At 73.1% G+C, this 17,504-nt stretch carries 19 protein-coding genes; 13 read left to right on the top strand and 6 right to left on the bottom strand.

Features of this window, described 5'->3' with window-relative positions:
• Window positions 1-3: 3 nt before the first annotated feature.
• The 12 genes from BM028_RS06745 (at window position 4) to BM028_RS06690 (ending at window position 12,461) form a co-directional block, all read left to right on the top strand.
• Complete coding sequence (locus BM028_RS06745; protein WP_071295637.1) at window positions 4-993, top strand: carbohydrate ABC transporter permease; 990 nt, start codon at window positions 4-6, stop codon at window positions 991-993.
• Window positions 990-1,850 (top strand): carbohydrate ABC transporter permease, encoded by an 861-nt coding sequence (locus tag BM028_RS06740; protein ID WP_254789438.1) that lies wholly within the window; start codon window positions 990-992, stop codon window positions 1,848-1,850. Before BM028_RS06745 ends, BM028_RS06740 begins: the two co-directional genes overlap by 4 nt.
• Window positions 1,847-2,743: a hypothetical protein gene (locus BM028_RS06735; protein ID WP_092385412.1), complete on the top strand. Its 897-nt coding sequence runs from the start codon at window positions 1,847-1,849 to the stop codon at window positions 2,741-2,743. The genes BM028_RS06740 and BM028_RS06735 overlap by 4 nt, the downstream gene beginning before the upstream one ends.
• Window positions 2,740-2,982 (top strand): hypothetical protein, encoded by a 243-nt coding sequence (locus BM028_RS06730; RefSeq protein ID WP_092385410.1) that lies wholly within the window; start codon window positions 2,740-2,742, stop codon window positions 2,980-2,982. Before BM028_RS06735 ends, BM028_RS06730 begins: the two co-directional genes overlap by 4 nt.
• 91 nt (window positions 2,983-3,073) lie before the next feature.
• Complete coding sequence (locus BM028_RS06725; protein WP_070417598.1) at window positions 3,074-3,253, top strand: YegP family protein; 180 nt, start codon at window positions 3,074-3,076, stop codon at window positions 3,251-3,253.
• A gap of 25 nt (window positions 3,254-3,278) precedes the next feature.
• Window positions 3,279-4,964, top strand: coding sequence for a bifunctional 3'-5' exonuclease/DNA polymerase (locus BM028_RS06720; RefSeq protein ID WP_092385408.1), 1,686 nt, complete (start codon window positions 3,279-3,281; stop codon window positions 4,962-4,964).
• Between the two features lie 95 nt (window positions 4,965-5,059).
• On the top strand, window positions 5,060-6,250 hold the full coding sequence (locus BM028_RS06715; RefSeq protein WP_092385406.1) for a Fic family protein: 1,191 nt from the start codon (window positions 5,060-5,062) through the stop codon (window positions 6,248-6,250).
• A 41-nt stretch (window positions 6,251-6,291) separates the two neighbouring features.
• Window positions 6,292-7,098, top strand: a complete 807-nt coding sequence (locus BM028_RS06710; RefSeq protein ID WP_070417601.1) for a phosphatase PAP2 family protein — start codon at window positions 6,292-6,294, stop codon at window positions 7,096-7,098.
• A 10-nt stretch (window positions 7,099-7,108) separates the two neighbouring features.
• Window positions 7,109-8,734: a serine/threonine-protein kinase gene (locus tag BM028_RS06705; protein ID WP_092385404.1), complete on the top strand. Its 1,626-nt coding sequence runs from the start codon at window positions 7,109-7,111 to the stop codon at window positions 8,732-8,734.
• 47 nt (window positions 8,735-8,781) lie between these two features.
• The gene (locus BM028_RS06700; RefSeq protein ID WP_254789435.1) at window positions 8,782-11,946 is read left to right on the top strand and encodes a GH92 family glycosyl hydrolase; all 3,165 of its coding nucleotides are present in this window, start codon (window positions 8,782-8,784) and stop codon (window positions 11,944-11,946) included.
• 40 nt (window positions 11,947-11,986) lie between these two features.
• Complete coding sequence (locus tag BM028_RS06695) at window positions 11,987-12,211, top strand: hypothetical protein (RefSeq protein WP_139219767.1); 225 nt, start codon at window positions 11,987-11,989, stop codon at window positions 12,209-12,211.
• Between the two features lie 46 nt (window positions 12,212-12,257).
• Entirely contained in the window at window positions 12,258-12,461 is a 204-nt protein-coding gene (locus BM028_RS06690) for a hypothetical protein (RefSeq protein WP_139201893.1), read from the top strand.
• A gap of 224 nt (window positions 12,462-12,685) precedes the next feature.
• Here BM028_RS06690 and BM028_RS06685 read toward each other — a convergent pair whose 3' ends face one another.
• From BM028_RS06685 to BM028_RS06670, 4 genes are all read right to left on the bottom strand, one after another.
• Window positions 12,686-13,216 carry a GNAT family N-acetyltransferase gene (locus tag BM028_RS06685; protein WP_092385402.1) on the bottom strand — a complete coding sequence of 177 codons (531 nt, stop codon included), beginning with the start codon at window positions 13,214-13,216 and terminating at the stop codon, window positions 12,686-12,688.
• Between the two features lie 23 nt (window positions 13,217-13,239).
• On the bottom strand, window positions 13,240-14,178 hold the full coding sequence (locus tag BM028_RS06680) for an aldo/keto reductase (protein ID WP_092385400.1): 939 nt from the start codon (window positions 14,176-14,178) through the stop codon (window positions 13,240-13,242).
• Between the two features lie 125 nt (window positions 14,179-14,303).
• Window positions 14,304-14,915, bottom strand: a complete 612-nt coding sequence (locus BM028_RS06675) for a CG0192-related protein (RefSeq protein ID WP_092385398.1) — start codon at window positions 14,913-14,915, stop codon at window positions 14,304-14,306.
• 18 nt (window positions 14,916-14,933) lie between these two features.
• The gene (locus BM028_RS06670; RefSeq protein WP_092385396.1) at window positions 14,934-15,689 is read right to left on the bottom strand and encodes an SDR family NAD(P)-dependent oxidoreductase; all 756 of its coding nucleotides are present in this window, start codon (window positions 15,687-15,689) and stop codon (window positions 14,934-14,936) included.
• 35 nt (window positions 15,690-15,724) lie between these two features.
• Here BM028_RS06670 and BM028_RS06665 point away from each other — a divergent pair, with 35 nt between their 5' ends.
• Window positions 15,725-16,534 (top strand): putative RNA methyltransferase, encoded by an 810-nt coding sequence (locus tag BM028_RS06665; protein WP_092385394.1) that lies wholly within the window; start codon window positions 15,725-15,727, stop codon window positions 16,532-16,534.
• Window positions 16,535-16,541: 7 nt separating this feature from the next.
• On the opposite strand, the gene BM028_RS06660 is transcribed toward BM028_RS06665, so the two are convergent.
• Complete coding sequence (locus BM028_RS06660) at window positions 16,542-17,045, bottom strand: hypothetical protein (RefSeq protein ID WP_092385392.1); 504 nt, start codon at window positions 17,043-17,045, stop codon at window positions 16,542-16,544.
• Window positions 17,046-17,095: 50 nt separating this feature from the next.
• The gene (locus BM028_RS06655; protein ID WP_092385390.1) at window positions 17,096-17,503 is read right to left on the bottom strand and encodes a VOC family protein; all 408 of its coding nucleotides are present in this window, start codon (window positions 17,501-17,503) and stop codon (window positions 17,096-17,098) included.
• Between the last annotated feature and the right edge of the window lies 1 nt (window position 17,504).

Below are 17,504 nucleotides of genomic sequence, written 5' to 3'. Positions count from 1 at the left end.
ACCGTGACGATCCACACCGAGCGACACCCGACCTCGGACGCCCCGGCCCGGACGCAGCGTGCGTCCGGGCCCGGGGCCCCGGGCTCCCGGCGTCCGACCGCCGGCACGACCAGACCTCCGGCGCACCGGACCGACGGGTTCTGGCCGTGGCTGTTCGTCCTCCCGTTGCTCGTCGGCGTCGGGACGTTCTACATCTGGCCGATCATCCAGACGTTCTGGTACTCCTTCACCACCTGGGGTGTGTTCGGCGGCGCCACCTTCTCCGGCATCGCGAACTACGTCCGGCTGGTCTCCGATCCGCAGCTCTACCAGTCGCTGCTCAACACGGTGATCTACACCGTGATCGTCCTGCTCGGCATCCCCGTGGCGGTCTGGCTCGCCAGTCTGCTCAACACCCCGGGCCTGCGGTTCGCGCAGTTCTACCGTGTGCTCTTCTTCCTGCCCTACGTCGCCATGCCCGCCGCGATCGCACTCGTCTGGCGGATCATGTTCAACGGCGACTACGGCATCGTGAACTGGTTCATCGGGCTGTTCGGGATCGACGGGCCGTACTGGATCTCGACGCCCGGCTTCGCGCTCGTCGCGGTGAGCCTCGTCGGGCTGTGGTCCTCGCTCGGGTTCTCGATGATCATCCTCGGCGCCGGCCTCAAGGACATCCCGCCCGAGCTGTACGAGGCAGCCGAGCTCGACGGCGCCTCTCGCTGGCGGCAGTTCCGATCGGTGACGGTGCCGCTCCTCAGCCCGAGCATCTTCTTCGTGGTGATCGTCACGACCATCTCGAGCTTCCAGCTGTTCGACCTGCTCTACGCGATCCTCGGCAGCACCAACCCGGTGATCCCGAAGACGATGTCCCTCGTCTTCTACTTCTACAGCGCCGGCTTCATCGACAACGACAAGGGCTTCGCGGCGGCGATCGCGATGGTGATCTTCGTCCTCATCGGCATCGTCACGCTCGTGCAGTTCCGGTTCCAGCGGAAGTGGGTCCAGGCATGACCGCCACCGTCACACCGACCAGGACCGGCCGCCGGCCGGGCCGCCGCGGCGGCAGCCACTGGTGGATCCACGTCGTCCTCGGCGTCGGCGGGTTCGTCATGGCGTTCCCGTTCCTGTGGCAGATCATCATGTCCCTGTCGACGAACGCGCAGGTGCAGTCCGTCACACCGACCTTCTGGCCGGGGGAGCTGCAGTGGCAGAACTACGCGCAGGTGTTCGAACGCCTGCCGTTCCTGAGCCAGCTCGGGACGTCGGTGATGGTCACGATCATCCGGACGCTCGCGCAGATCGTGCTCTGCACCCTCGCCGGCTACGCGTTCGCCCGCATGCGGTTCCGCGGCCGGGCGATCCTGCTCGCCATCGTCCTGTCGATCCTGCTCGTCCCGTCGCAGGTGTACCTGATCTCCCAGTACCAGATCGTGCAGGGGCTCGGATGGTTGGACACCCTGATGGGCATCGTCGCACCGGGGCTGTTCAGTGCCTTCGGGACGTTCCTGATGCGGACCGCGTTCCTCAACCTCCCGCCGGAGCTCGAGGAAGCCGCTCGGATGGACGGCGCGAACCCGTTCCCGACCTTCTGGCGCATCATGCTGCCGTTGGCCCGACCGTCGATCAGCGTGCTGGCGATCACCACGGTCCTCTGGTCGTGGAACGAGCTGCTCTGGCCGCTCGTCGTGTCGACCCGTGCCGAGGACATGCCGCTCGCCGCAGGCCTCGCGACCCTCTCCAGCGACCGCACGATCGACTACCCCGTGCTCATGGCCGCGAGCCTCATGGCCATGGCGCCGGTGCTGATCATGTTCGTCGTGCTGCAACGCCGCGTGATCGACGGCCTGGCCGCGTCCGGACTGAAGTGACGCCCGACCACGACCGGCTCGACCGCGACCGGCTCGACCGCGACCGGCCCGACCACGACCGGATCGTGCACGACGGGACCGAGCTCCTCGCCGCGGCGATCGGAACCGTCCCCGACCCAGGAGAGCTGGCCGCCGCACTCGAGTCGACCGTCCACGGCCTGCCCGACAGCGCGATCGTCGACGTCCTCCGCGCCGTCCGACCCCGGACGGCAGCCTGGCTGCGTGCCCACGGCGCCTCGGCCGACCAGGCGGCCGACAGCATCGCGGACGTCGACCGCAAGCTCGCGCGGTACGGCCTCCGGGGAACCGGTCTGGACTGGTTCTGCGCGATCCTCACCGCCCGCGTGGTGACGGTGGGGCGCCTCCAGTTCGAGATCGGCGACACGACGGCCGACGGCTCCGCGGCCTGGGGCGTCCACGTCCCCGAGACGGGTCCCCTCGACGCCCCCGCGTGCGACCGATCGTTCGACGAAGCGCCCGCGCTCCTCCGTGCCGTGGCACCGGCGCACGTGGCCGGCTGGTGGCAGTGCCGCTCGTGGATCCTCGACCCCGGGCTCGCCGACGTGCTCGGCCCGGACGCGAACCTCGTACGGTTCGCCCGTCGCTTCGAACTGGGACCGCCCTCGTCCGGTGACGCCGCCGAAGGGGACGGCGGTGTCGCGAAGTTCGTCCTCGGCACGACGCTGCCCGACGCCCGCGCGGCGGTGTCACGCGGGTCGATCCCTTCCGGCCGCCTCGCCGCCGGGGTCGCAGCCCGGTGGCGGTCGGGCGAGCACTGGACGGCCCGCACCGGGACGATCCGGGTCGCCGACCCGGGGCGACCGCCCGGAGCGCGATCGTCCGGAGCCGCCCGACCCGGTGCCAGCACCCCGGGCGTACCGTCCCACGCATGACGAGGCCCGACCGCGACCACCTCGACGACGGTGTCGACATGTCCTTCGAAGAACGCCGCCAGGACACCTTCCGACGCATGTCCGGCTCCGACGAGCACGACGCCGACCCACGGATCGAGGTGTCCCGCGCCGAGGACGGCGACGTCCGCATCGACGTCTCCGACAGCGCCGCGGTCCGCCCCGGCGGCGGGACCTCGCAGCGACCCCGCGGTGACGGGGACGCGAACACCGCGGATTGAGGCTTCCGCGATCCGGTCCCGGCCAGTAGCGTGCGGAGCAGACCGCGCTCCGCGGACAACGGGCACCATCGGATCGACGCGAGGAGTCGACATGGCCGGCAAGTTCGAGATCTGGACCGACGCCAAGGGGGAGTACCGCTTCCACCTCAAGGCGGGCAACGGCGAGGTCATCGCCACGTCCGAGGGGTACGCCTCGAAGGCGGGTGCGAAGAACGGCATCGCCTCCGTGCAGCAGAACGCGCCCGGCGCGGAGGTCGTCGAGCTCGACTGACGGTGGCGCACGGCATGATCGTTCCGTGCACCTCGTCCTCCGCCGCGTCGACGGCGGCGTCCTCGCGACGCCCCTGACCGACGCGGGGACCGCAGACGGCGAGCCGATCCGGGTGGACGAGCCGCGCCTCCCGGCGTTCGTCGCGTCCCGGGACGCGCCCGACGTGCGCTGGGTGTGGGACGACACCGCGCGCTGGTACCCGGCCGTGCTCGCGGCCGGCGGCCGGGTCGGGCGCTGCATCGACCTGCGCCTGTGCCGCCGCATCCTGCGATCGGCCCTCGCGGCACGGGACACCGCGCTCGCCGCCGCGCCCGTCGACGCGTGGGACGCCGCCGTCCAGGAGGCGCGGGTCACCCGCCCGACGCACGCCCGCCTCTTCGACGACGCGCTCTTCGACGTGTCGCCTCCCGACGACGAGCTGGACCCGGTGGCAGAGCTGCGGGCGCAGCTCGACGCGGTCGCGTCGTCGACCGCGCCGGGTGCGCTGCGGCTCCTGGTGACGGCGGAGTCCGCCGGCGCGCTCGTGGCGGCGGAGATGCTCCACGCCGGGCTGCCCTGGCGCGCCGACGTGCACGAACGACTGCTCGAGGACGCGCTCGGACCGCGGGTGCCGTACGGCGTGCGACCTCGGCGGCTCGAGGAGATAGCGGCCGTCGTGCGCGAGCGGCTCGGTGACCCGTCGCTCAACCCGGACTCGCCCGCCGACGTCCTGAAGTCCCTGCGCCGGGCCGGCCTGATGGTCACGAGCACGCGGAAGTGGGAGCTGCAGGAGATCGAGCACCCGGTCATCGAACCGCTGCTCGAGTACAAGCGGCTCGCGCGGTTGCTGACCGCGAACGGCTGGACCTGGCTCGACGAGTGGGTGCACGACGGTCGGTTCCACCCGAAGTACCTGGTCGGCGGGGTCGTCACCGGGCGCTGGGCGGCCGACGGCGGGGGAGCGATGCAGCTGCCGAAGGGCATCCGCGCCGCCGTGGTCGCGGACGACGGGTGGAAGCTCGTGGTGGCCGACGCGGCGCAGCTGGAGCCCCGGGTGCTCGCGGCGATGGCCGGCGACCGGGCGATGGCGGCGGCCGGGGACGGGCGCGACCTGTACGACGGCGTCGTGGCCTCCGGGGCGGTCGAGACCCGGCAGCAGGCCAAGGGCGCGATGCTCGGCGCGATGTACGGGGCGACCCAGGGCGAGGGCGGGCGGCTCGTCCCGCGGCTCGAGCGGGCGTTTCCGGCCGCGCTCGGACTCGTCAGCCGGGCAGCCCGGGCGGGGGAGCGGGGCGAACCCGTGACGACCTTGCTCGGCCGGACGTCACCGGTGCCGGACGCCTCGTGGTTCGCGGCGCGGAACCAGGCCTACACGGTCGAGGGGACGCCGGCGATGCAGCGGGCGGTGGAGTCGCGGGCACGGAGCTGGGGGCGGTTCACCCGGAACTTCATCGTGCAGGGCACCGCTGCCGAGTGGGCGCTCGCGTGGATGGGGTCGTTGCGCTCGCGGCTCGCCGAGCGCTTCCCGGGGCCGGTGACGGACGGCCCGCACCTGGTGTTCTTCGTGCACGACGAGATCGTGGTGCACACCCCGGCCGAGCACGCCGAGTGGGTGGCCGAGCAGATCCGGGCCGCCGCTGCCGATGCCGGGCGACTGCTGTTCCGCGACTTCCCGGTGGTGTTCCCGCTCTCCGTGGCGGTCGTCGACGACTACGGCGCCGCGAAGGACTGACGAAGACTTGAACCACCTGGCGATGATGCAAGTACCAGGCTTGTTGATTGAACATGTTCTCTCGTGATTCAAGTCCTGGCGCCTAAACTCGTCAGGTGAACATCGCCCGCTTCCGCGACAGCCCGCTCGGTGCGCTCGTACCGGTCGGCGGTGTCGACGGTCGCACCGGCTTGCGGTACGACCACTTCGGTTTCTCGCCGCACCCGCTCGGGGATGCCCCACCGCTCAGCGGGAGTACCTGGGCCGCTGTCTCGCGGGCGAACCGTGCGCTGGGCCGGCTCGAACAGGGCGCCGTCCTGCTTCCGAACCCCGGGATCCTCCGCCAACCGACCCTCCGACGCGAGGCACAGAGCACGTCAGCGCTCGAGGGGACGTTCGCGCCGCTGGACGACGTGCTCGCAGCCGAGGCGGTCGGGGGGAGCGGGCGCTCGGCTGCCCTGTCCGAGGTGCTGAACTACGTCGAGACCGCCGAGCGGGCCTTCGACTGGGTCGCGACCGCGCCGGTCACCCTCGGTCTCCTGGAGGAACTCCAGGGGCTGCTCGTCCGCGGCACGGCTGCCGACACCGGGCAGGCAGGACGCGTCCGTGAGGTCCCGGTCGCGATCGGCACCCGTGGTGGCGGCATCGAGGACGCGCGGTTCGTCCCGATGCCACCCGGTACCGGGTTGCGCGCGGCGCTCACGGACCTCGTGCACTGGATCGAGGATGCCGGCGATCGGCAGGAGGATCCGGTCCTCGCAACGGCGATGGCGCACTACCAGTTCGAGACCATCCACCCGTTCAACGACGGCAACGGTCGGCTCGGTCGGCTCCTGATCGTCCTGCAGCTGATGCGTGCGAGAGTGCTGACCGAGCCGCTCCTGAGCGTGTCCCCGTGGTTCGAGGCGCGAAGAGAGCGGTACCAGGACCACCTGGCCGAGGTCAGCGCGTCCGGGGACTGGGACGCCTGGGTGCGGTTCTTCGCCGATGGCATCGAGCAGTCGGCGATCGACACCGGCACGCGCATGACCGAGCTGCTCGCCGTCCAGGCCGAGTACCGCGAGCGCATCCGCGCGAGCGGCGGACGCGGGATGGTGCTGGAGATCGCTGACTTCCTCATCGGTACGCCGTTCGTCTCGATCCCGATGCTCGCAGCGGCGACGGGCAGGACGTACCAGGCCGCGAGCAACGCCGTGGCGAAGCTGTGCGAGCTGGGCATCCTCAGCGAGGTGGAGCGCCAGGGGATCAGGGTCTTCCGCGCGTCGAACGTCGTGGCCGTCACGATGCGTCCACCGGCACTCCGCTGACCTCCCGCACTCGCACACCGGGACTCGGGCAGGGTGGGTCGATGCAGACCGATCACCCCGAGGCCCCCGACCAGCGCGTCGGCGACGTCGACCTCACGACGTGGCGCACCCGCGCCGGCCGGGCGTCCGCGGACGGCTGGGCAGCGCTCGGCCACCGCTGGGGCGCGCTCCCGCTGCTCGTGGTCACCCTCGCGATCGGCATCGGGGTCGCCGTGACCGCGACCTGGGCGGCCTCCGAGGTCTACGACGCCGTGCGCGAGGCCGACGACGTCGCCGTGCTCGACCGCCCCGTGCTCGACTGGATGCTCACGCTCCGGTCGCCGACGGCCGACACCCTCGTGACCTGGTGGACGGACGTCGCCGGCACCATCGGGATGCCGATCGTCGCCCTGGGGTTCCTCGTCGGGTTCACGATCCAGCGTCGTGCCTGGACGCCCCTCGTGCTGCTCGTCGCGGCCGCGGGCGGGTCCCTGCTCATGACGGTCGCGGGCAAGGACCTCATCGGCCGTGCCCGGCCGCCGCTGCGCGACGCCGTCCCGCCGTACGAGCACTCGCCGTCGTTCCCGTCCGGGCACACGCTCAACGCGACCGTCATCGTCGGGACGATCGTCTACCTGCTGCTCCTCCGGCAGTCGAAGCTCGTGACCCGGGTGCTGACGATCGTCGCCGGCACCTTCTTCGTCGTCTCGGTCGGCATCTCGCGGGTGTTCCTCGGTCACCACTGGCTGACCGACGTCCTGGCGGCGTGGGCGCTCGGGCTCGCCTGGCTCGCGCTGGTGATCACGGCGCACCGCCTCTACCTCACGGCGCTCCGCCGCGGTGCGCGACCCGTCAGGTCGTCCCGGTAGGTTGCCCCGCATGGAAGAACGGGTCTTCGGCGGTCGGTACCGCGTCACGGGAACGCTCGGGCACGGTGGCATGGCCTCCGTCTACCGGGCGGTCGACGAGCAGCTCGGGCGTGAGGTGGCGGTCAAGGTCTTCCGCATCGGAGCGGTCGACCACGGCGAACGCGCCCGTGCCGAGGCGGAGATCCAGACCCTCGCGGCGCTCCGCAGCCCGGCACTCGTGACCCTGTACGACGCCGCGCTCGACGACGTGGACGGCGACTCGTACCTCGTGATGGAACTCGTCCCGGGCAGCGACCTCGCGACGCGACTGCGCGAGGGGCCGCTCGACCGTGCCACCGCCGCGGGTGTCGGGGCGCAGGTCGCGGACGGCCTCGCGGCGGCGCACGCGCAGGGCATCGTCCACCGCGACGTGAAGCCGGCGAACGTGCTGCTCGAGAGCGACGGCGTCCACGTCAAGCTCGCCGACTTCGGCATCGCCCTGCTGCGGGACGGCGCCCGGGCCACCCAGACCGGCACGGTGATGGGCACGGCGGCGTACATCGCACCGGAGCAGGTCCTGGCGCAGCCGATCACCGGCAAGGCCGACGTGTACGCGCTCGGCCTCATGCTCCTCGAGGCGCTCACCGGCAAGCAGCCGTTCCCGGGCAGCGCGGTCGAGTCCGCGACCGCTCGCCTCACCCGCGGTCCGGAGATCGACCCGCACCTGCCCACCGCCTGGCGCACGCTCCTGCACGTCATGACCGCGCAGGACCCGGCGGACCGGCCCTCGGCGGCCGAGGCGGCACAGCGACTCCGTGCGCTCGGCCACGACGACGCCGCTCCGGCCACGCAACTCCTCCCCGGCCGTCCCGGCACGGTCACGCCGGCCGTGGCGGGGGCGGCGGCCGGTGCCGTGGCGGCGGGCGCTGCGGGTGCCGCCCGTGCGGACGAGGCGACGCAGGCGATGCCGGCGAGTCGCGCCTCCGGGGCCGACGACGCCACGCGAGCCATGCCGACCGCGCAGCCCGGCGGCGCCGACGACGCGACGCGCGTCCTGGACGCGCAGCGGCCGAACGCCTCCGACGACGTCGCGACCACGGTGCTCGGCGCGCAGGGGGGCCGCAGTGCGGAGGGCGCGACCGGAGCGGTCGGCCGTGCCGGAGGCCCCCGTGGCCCGGTCGCGGCACCCCCGGCCCCGGCTCCGGACGACCGACCTCGGCGCCGACGCGGGCCGATCATCGCCGCCGTGGTGATCGGTGTGCTCGTGCTCGCCGGCATCGTCGTCGCCGTGTTCGCCCTGAACGGGGACGACGGGTCGACGCCGGCACCGACCGAGTCGAGCTCGCCCTCGACCGACGACCAGCAGCCGAGTGAGCCGGCGGAGCAGCCGTCCGAGCCGGCGGAGCAGCCGTCCGAACCGGCCGAGCAGCCGTCCGAGCCCGCACAGCAGCCGTCCGAACCGGCCGAGCAGCCGTCCGAGCCGGCACAGCCGAGCGACCCGGCGGACGACCCCTCGGTGGGGCCGCAGCCGTCGAGCCCGGCGTCCAACCCCGTGCAGGCTCCGCAGGACGGCGCCGACCCGGCCGTCGACACGAGCGGTCCGGGCAGCTCCGGCCCCGGGAACTCGGCGAACGCGCCGGGGCACAACCGGGGCTGACACGCCGAGGGTTTTCCTCCAGACGGTGGACCAAATACGCTGGGCCGGTGCGAGAACTGCAACGGAGCGGTGGCCCGACGACGGCCGTCGCCGCGCGGAACGGTGTCGGCTTCGGTTCGGCGGAGGGCTGGCTGGTCGAACGACCCGCGGGTGAGCACGTCGCCGCCGCGGTCGTCCCCGGGTTCGCCGGTCGGACGATCGAGTCGGGTGACGAACTCTCGTGGGTGTGGTTCCCGGAGCGCGTGCTGCCGGACGGTGCGACGGAACCCACCGAGGACGACCTGCCGCACTTCTGGGACGCGACGGCGTTCGCGCTCGACCTGGTCTGCACCGACGGCACGCGGCTGAGCGACGCGGCGCGCGACCAGTACGGCGACGCGCTCACGCCGGAGGCGCAGGACGCCGCGCGCAAGCAGTGGGTCGACCAGTGGAACCGTCGGGCGGTGGACCTCACCCCGCTCGCAGGCCGGGTCGTGGACCGCCTGGAGGCGCGGCTCGGCTCCGCCCCGCACCCCACGACCGCAGACGGGTCGCGCCCGCACCTCCGCGGCTGGCTCGACGCCGTCCGCATCGGGCCCGCGCGCCCCGTCCCGCGCACCCCGCTCGACCACGTCCGCACGACCCGCGGCACGCAGGCGTCCTCCCAGTTCTCCCGCGGCAACAACGCCCCGCTGGTCGGCATCCCGCACGGCGGGGTCTTCGGCCTCCCCATGACCGACGCCTCGAGCAACCGCTGGCCGTACGCCTACCAGGAGCACGACCGCACCGACGCGACCGGCCGGGTCCGCCCGGCGATCCAGGCCTTCGCGACGAGCCACATCCCGTCACCGTGGATGGGGGACCGGGGCGTCTTCCAGGTCATGCCCTCCCCGCTCGACACCCCCGATCCCGACCGGGCCGCCCGTGCCCTCGGCTTCGACCACGACGACGAGCAGGACGGCCCGCACCGCTACCGGGTCGACCTCGACGAGGGCGTCACGGCCGAGATGACCGCGGGGGAGTTCGCCCTCGGCTTCCGGTTCACCGGCACCCGGAGCATCGTGCTCGACCACCACGGCCGGGTCTCGGACGTCTCGGTGACGGTCACGGACGGCACCGCCGTGGTCGAGGCCCTGCTCGACGACCGTCCGGGCACCCCGCCCCACTTCGTGCACGTCCGGGTCCCCGGGGTGACGGCCGACCACACCACCGTCGGCGAGCAGCAGCTCCGCGGCTGGTTGTCGCTGTCCGACGAGGCCGAGGGCACCGACGTGCTGCTCGGGATCTCCACGGTCTCGTTCGAGGACGCCCGCGCGAACCTCGACGCCGCCGGCCCGTTCGACACCATGCGCGCCCGTGCCGAGCAGCTCTGGACGGACGAGCTCGCCACGCTCTCCGTCGAGGGCGCGACCCCCGACCAGCTGACGAGCCTGTACTCGGGGCTCTACCGCCTGTTCCTCTACCCGAACCGTGCCGGCGAGACCGCGCGCGACGGGGTTCCGCGGCACCGCTCCCCGTACGGCTCCGTGCAGGCCGAGCCGATCCGCGACGAGCCGGGACCCGAGGTCGTCGACGGGCCGTTCACCACCACGAACGGCTTCTGGGACACCTACCGGACCGCCTGGCCGCTCCTCGCCCTGCTCACCCCGGAGACGGCGGGCGACCTCGCGCAGGGCTTCGTCGAGCACCACCACGACGGCGGGTGGACGCCCCGGTGGAGTGCCCCCGGCGCCGAGGACTGCATGACCGGCACCACGAGCGACACCGTCTTCGCGGACCTCGCGGTGAAGGGCGTCACCGGGTTCGACCTCGCGCAGGCGTACCGCAGCGCACTGCGGAACGCGACCGTCCCGCCGCGCGACGAGCGTGTCGGACGCAAGGGGAGCCTCCCGGGTGCCTTCCGCGGCCACGTCGACACCGCGACCCACGAGGGGATGAGCTGGACCCTCGACGCGGCCATCAACGACTGGGGCCTCGCCGTCATGGCGGGCCTGCTCGCCTCGCGTGCCCGGACACCCGCCGACCTCGCGCGCTACGAAGCCGAGTCGGAGTGGTTCGCCCGTCGGTCCCTGCAGTACCGGAACGTGTTCGACTCCGAACGGGGCTTCTTCATCGGGCGCGACCCCGACGGGTCGTGGCGGGTCGGCACCGAGTTCGACCCGCGGGACTGGGGCGACGACTACACCGAGACGAACGCGTGGGGGACCGCCTTCACCGCTCCGCACGACGGGTCCGGCGTCGTCGACCTGCACGGCGGCCCGTCCCGCTTCGACGCCGCGCTCGACGCGTTCTTCACCACCCCGGAGACCGGCGCGACCGTCCGCTCCGGCTCCTACGGCTTCCCGATCCACGAGATGACCGAGGCCCGCGACGTGCGGATGGGAATGCTCGGGCTCTCCAACCAGCCCGCGCACCACATCCCGTTCTCCCCGATGTTCACCGGGCGGCACGACGAGGCGCACCGCATCGTCCGCGAGGCGCTGCAACGGCTCTTCGTCGGGTCCGACCTCGGGCAGGGCTACCCCGGCGACGAGGACAACGGCGAGATGAGCGCCTGGTACGTCTTCGCGACGATCGGCCTCTACCCGCTGGCCCCGTCCACGGGCACCTACGTCCTCGTGCCGCCGTCGGTCCGCAGGACGGTGCTGCAGCAGCCGGGAGGCGCGCCCACCGTCATCGAGGTCGCCGACGGCTCCGAGGGCGCGTACGTCGCGTCGGTGACGGTCGACGGCTCACCCTGGACGTCGGTGAGCATCCCCCACTCGGTGGTGGTGTCGGCATCGCGGATCGTGTTCACGCTGTCGCCCGAGCCGCAGGGCTGGGCATCGGACACCCGCCCGGTGTCCGCGTCCGACGTGCACGGGTACCGGGACACCCCCGTCGACCTGCTGCCGGTCGGCCTGTCGTCCGCCGACCTCCCGTCGCCCGCCTCCTCGCTCGTCGACGACACCGGGCGGACGGTCACGGTGCTCGCCGCGGGGACCTCGGTGTCGTTCGACGTCCCCGACGTCCCGACCTCGCTCTACACGGTCACCGCGGCGGAACCCGGGGTCCACTCGTGGGAGGCCGCGCTCGGGGACACCCGCGTCGCCGTGCAGGACGCGGTGTTCGACTGGGCCGGGCAGACCCGGGTGTTCCGGTTGCAGGGCTCCGGGACGGCCTTCACGTTCACGGCCGTCTCCGACCTGCCGATCACCCAGCTCGAGCTGATCGCGGCGGACGGACAGCGTTGACCCGCCGTTCACCGGGCGGGGGCATGCTCGGCTCATGTCGATGAGCACACCCTTCGATCCCGAACAGGACGGCCGCTCGATCCCCGTGGACGGCTCCGACGAGGACGAACTGCAGATCGAGGAGGACCGCGGCGCCGACGTCGGCGAGGACTCCGCCGACCCGAGCGTCTCACCGGTCCGTCACGACGACGAGGACGAGGCCGGCGGCGGCCCAGTGTTCCGGCGACCGCAGGCCGGCGACCGCCTGCACCCGGACGATCTCTGACGCGTTTCCAGGGCGATTGCCAAGCGGACCGGGCATGCTCGGGCGCATGTCGATCGCGAACTCGTGGGACCCGTCCGGTGGCCGTGCCATCCCCGAGGACCAGGTGAAGGAAGACGGGCTCGAGCTCGACGAGGAGTCGGCGGCCGAGCTCGGCATCACGTTCGACGTCGTCGGCGGAGCGTCGGCCGACCCCGCGGGGGTGTCGCCCGTGGACGTGGCGGTCCCGAGCGCCCCCACCCGCGCCGACTGACCCGCGCGCCGACCCGCGCGCGGCTGCCCGCGCCGCGCGCTGCTGCTGCCCGCGCCGCGCGCTGCTGCCTGCGCCGCGCGCGGCAGCGCTTGTGCTGCGCACAACCAAACGCACCACGAACCGCGCGGAACCGCGGTTCGACGCGCGTTCGGTTGTGCGACGGCAAGCGACGCCGCGGCCGCGGGCCGCGCGCCGCGGGCCGCGACCGCGGGCCCCGCGGCGCGTCAGCGCCCGGCGCGCCCGCCGGGCACGCGGTACTTGAACCCGACGTGCGAGCCCGTGAACCCCAGCCGCTCGTAGAACCGGTGCGCGTCCGTCCGGTCCGCGTCCGAGGTCAACTGCACGAGCGGCGTCCCGAGTTCCCGGGCGGCGACGTCGGTCACCCACCGCATCACCGCGCTGCCGATCCCGCCCGAGCGCACGGCACTGCTCACCCGGACGGCCTCGACGAGCAGCCGGGCGGACCCACGCCGGGCCATCCCGGGGATCCGCGTGAGCTGCAGCGTGCCGACGACGACGTCCCGCTCGTCCGTCACGACGAGGAGCGCGTTCGCCGGATCCTCGACGATCGCCCGGAGCGCGGCGGCGTACAGCGGCTCGTCCTCCGGCGCGGCGACGTCCCCGCGTGCGGCACTGATCGGGTCGTCCGACAGCAGCGCCATCAGGGCGTCGAGGTCGTCGGGCGAGGCGTCCCGGACGGTGACCGGGCCGGAGCGGGCGACGAGGGTGACGGGCAGGGTGAGGTCGTGGAGCACGGGTCCCACCCTGCCCGATGCGCTCACGGAACGGTGTGCCCCGCGGCGGTGAACACGCGGTACCACTCCTCGCGCGAGAGCACGACGTCCGACCCGGCAGCCGAGTCCCGGACGCGCTGCGGGTTCGTCGTGCCGAGGACGACCTGGAAGTGCGCCGGGTGGCGGGTGATCCACGCCACGGCGATGCCCGTCGGGGTGACCCCGTGCGCGGCCGCGAGCTCCTCGAGGACGTCGTTCAGCTCGGCGTAGTGCTCGCGATCGCCGAGGAAGACGCCGTCGAAGAAGCCCTTCTGGAACGGCGACCAGGCCTGCAGCGTGATGTCGTTGCTGCGCGAGTGGTTGAGGATGTCGTTGTCGCGGTCGATCGACTGGTCGAGGCCGCCCATGTTCGCCGTGACGCCCTGCGCGATGACGTTCGCGTGCGTGATGCTCAGCTGCACCTGGTTGAACGCGAGCGGCTGCCGCACCGAGCGGCGCAGCAGGTCGACCTGCCCCGGCGTGTGGTTCGAGACGCCGAAGTGGTGGACCTTGCCGGCGGCGTGCAGCTCGTCGAAGGCCTTCGCGACCTCTTCCGGCTCGACGAGGGCGTCGGGACGGTGCAGCAGGAGGACGTCGATGTGGTCGGTCTGCAGTGCCGTGAGGGACTCGTGCACGGACTCGATGATGTGCTCGTACGAGAAGTCGAAGTACGCACCGTTCGGGGTCGGGCGGATGCCGACCTTGGTCTGCAGCACGATCTCGGCGCGCTCGGCGGGGGAGAGGGTGACGGCCGAGCCGAAGCGCTCCTCGCAGCCGTGCCACCCGCCGTACACCGCGGCGTGGTCGAACATGGTCACGCCCGCGTCGCGCGAGGCGCGGTAGAGCGCGCGGATGTCCTCGTCGCTCATGTCGTTGATCCGCATCAGGCCGACGACGACGTCGGAGGCGGTGAGGTCCGTCTGTGGCAACTCCAGTGTCTTCACGCCCTCGATCCTGCCATCGGCGTGCCCGGGCAGGCAGGCCCTGTCCGTACCGGCATCGGCGCGAGCGACGGACGGGAGGCGCGGCTCGGCCCGCCACGGCCGTCGCGGCTGTCAGGCGGTCCGGTTCAGGGCACCAGGACCGCGAGCACGCCGGTCCCGTCGGACCAGCTGCCGGTGAGCGTGCGGCCTGCGGGCAGCTCCGCCCCGACGACACGGGCGACGACGAGCGTCCCGTGGTCGGTCGCGACGGAGGTCAGGGCGCCGGAGGTCTGCGCGTCCACGGTCGTCACGGCGGGGGAGTCGGCGTCGGACCCGCTGCCCGAGGCCGTGCCCTCGGCGTCCCACGCCCCGGATCCGTCGGCGCGCTCGAGGGTGGCCTCGTGCCCGCCCGTGGCGATCGCCCGGCGCAGCACGTCGGCGTACGCCGGGTCGCCCACGGCGTCGTAGACCCAGCGTCGTCCGAGCACGGAGTGGTTCATCTCGGTCACGAGGAAGGCCTCGGCGCCGTCGAGCGGTGCCCCGCGGTAGGTCAGCGGTGCCTGGAGCACCCGGCCGTCCGTGGTGCGCACGAGCACCGTCTCGACGCCGACCTCGCCCGCGGGGTCGTCGAACCGGAACTTCCCGGCGATCGCGAGGTCGTCGCCGGCGGAGACCCCGCTCCAGGGCTGGTCCGGCAGCCAGGCGGCGAGCGCCTCGAGCTTCGACGGGCGGAGTTCTGCGCGGTGGATGACGGCCATGCCCCGACCGTACCGGGGTCAGTGCACGGAGAACCCGCCGTCGACCGCGATCGACTGCCCCGTGACGTACGCCGAACCGGGGCCGGCGAGGAACACCGCGGCGGCGGCGAAGTCCGAGGCGAGCCCGTTCCGCCCGACCAGGGTCCGTGCCGCGAGGGCGGCGACGGTCGCGGGGTCGGCACTGAGCCGTTCGTTGAGCGGGGTCCGGACGAAACCGGGGACGAGGACGTTGGAGGTGACCCCGTGCCCGGACCAGGCCTCTGCCTGGGACCGGGCCAGCGCCTCCAGGCCCGCCTTCGAGACCCCGTACGCGCCGCTGGCGGCGAAGGGGCGGTGCGCCTGCTGGGAGCTGATGCCGATGATGCGACCGTACCCGCGGGCCGCCATGCCGGGCGCGAGCCGCTGCCCGAGCACGAACGGTGCGTCGAGGTTCACGGCCATCGTGGCGTCCCAGGTGTCCTCGTCGAGGTCGGCCATGGGCGGCCGCAGGTTGATCCCCGCGGAGTTGACGAGCACGTCGACATCGCCCGCAGTGTCGGCGAGGGCGTGGGCTCCGGCGCGCGTGGACAGGTCTGCGACGATGCCGTCGGCCGAGCCACCCGCCTGCCGGATCGCAGCGACGGTGGCGTCGATGGTCGCCGCGGTCCGGGCCGCGACGAGCACGTGTGCGCCGGCGTCCGCGAGGGCGGTGGCGATCGCTCGCCCGATGCCGGAACTGCCTCCCGTCACCAGGGCGGTGCGTCCGTCGAGGCCGAAGAGCTGCTGCAGCGACATCCGGCCAGGCTAGCGAGGCCCCGTACGCTGGGCCGGTGCGTGACGACCTGCTGCCGATGCTCGCCTGCCCCGTCTGCGCCGAGCCCCTCGGCCGTGTCGACGGTGGCCAGGTCGGCTGCGCCACGGGCCACCGGTTCGACGAGGCCAAGCAGGGGCACCTCACGCTGCTGCCCGCGAAGCGTCGTGCGCTGACTGCGGACACCCCGGAGATGGTCGACGCCCGACTCCGATTCCTGGGGCGGGGGCACTACGCGCCGGTCGAACGGGCCGTGGCCCGGGCGGTCGCGTCGGTGGACGTGCCCGGTGTCGTCCTCGACGTCGGGTCCGGGCCGGGCACGTACCTCGCGCACGCGCTCGAGGCCGTCTCGCGGCTCGGTGTCGCACTCGACCTGTCCGCCGTCGCGATCCGACGGGCCGCTCGCATCCACGAGCGTGCGGGGGCCGTCGTCGGGGACGTGACCGAGCGCCTCCCGGTCGTCGACGGCGCAGCCGCGGTCGTGCTGGACGTCTTCGCGCCACGCAACCAGACGGAGTACGCCCGGGTGCTGCACCCCGACGGCCTCCTCGTGGTGGTGACCCCGCGCACCGGACACCTGGCGGAGCTGGCCGAGGCGACGATCACGGTGGACCCCGAGAAGGAACGGCGGCTGCACGACTCCCTCACGCCCGCGTTCGAGCAGCGTTCGGCCGAGGACCTCACGTGGACGATGGAGCTGTCCGCCGAGGACGTCCACGACGTGGTGCACATGGGGCCGAGCCACCACCACGTCGACCCGGGGCAGGTGTTCGCGCCGACGAGCGTCACCGCTGCCGTGACGGTCAGCACGTGGAGTCCCGCGCGCTGACCGCCCGTCACCGCGCCTGTCGCCGGGCGGTGTGGGCTCGCCCACGTGCACGATCGACCGCGATCCCGATCCGGGCGAGCAGGAGCACGGCGCCGACACCACCCGTGCCGATCGGGGTCACGAACAGGCCGAGGTCCATCCCCGGCATCCTCCACCAGTCGATCGACCACGCGGCGACGACGGCGAACGCCAGCAGCATTCCGGCTCGCCACCACCAGCGCCCCGGCAGCCGTCCGACGCCGAGCGCGGACAGCACCAGGAGCGCCCAGCACCCCTCCGGCGCGAAGGACCGCGGGTCGTTCGTCCCGCAGGTGGACACGGCGCACTCCCACCGGACCTGGTCGGCCACGCCCGCGTACCAGCGGAACAGCAGCACGGCCGCGACGAGGGCGAGGAGCGCCACCGGCGGGCCGGCCCAGCGCCACACCCGGCCGAACCGGGAGCGGCGTCGACGCGCGGCCACCCACCCGTCGCCGAGCTCGTAGCCGGGCATCGGACGGAACTCGGGCATGCCGGCACGCTACCGGCGGTCGGATTTCGTGGGGAAGTGGCTCGGAAACGTCACGCGACGTCGAGCGCCCAGATCACGCCGAAGCGGTCGCGGAGCTGCCCGGCCAGCGGCGCCCAGGCCGACGGACCGAGCGGCTGCCGGATCTCGGCCCCCTCGGACAGCGCCGCCCAGTACCGCTCGAGCTCGGCCGCGTCGTCACCGTGCACGTACACGTAGAACGCGTTCGTGCCCTGGTCGTACGGCTGCCCCGGCCAGACGTCGAAGGCCATCACGCGCAGCCCGGCGTCGGTGGCGACCTGACCCCAGACGATGCGGTCGGCCCAGTCCGGCTCGTCCGAGGCGCCCATCGCGCCGTAGGTCATGGACGCGACCTCGCCGCCGAAGACCGAGGCGTAGAAGTCGAGGGCCGCGCGGGCCTGTCCGTCGAAGTTGAGGTGGGTTGTCGTTTCGATGCTCATG

This window comes from Curtobacterium sp. YR515, assembly GCF_900113095.1.
In the GTDB taxonomy this organism is placed as follows: Bacteria; Actinomycetota; Actinomycetes; order Actinomycetales; family Microbacteriaceae; genus Curtobacterium.
This window is presented reverse-complemented; position numbering and strand designations above follow the sequence as displayed.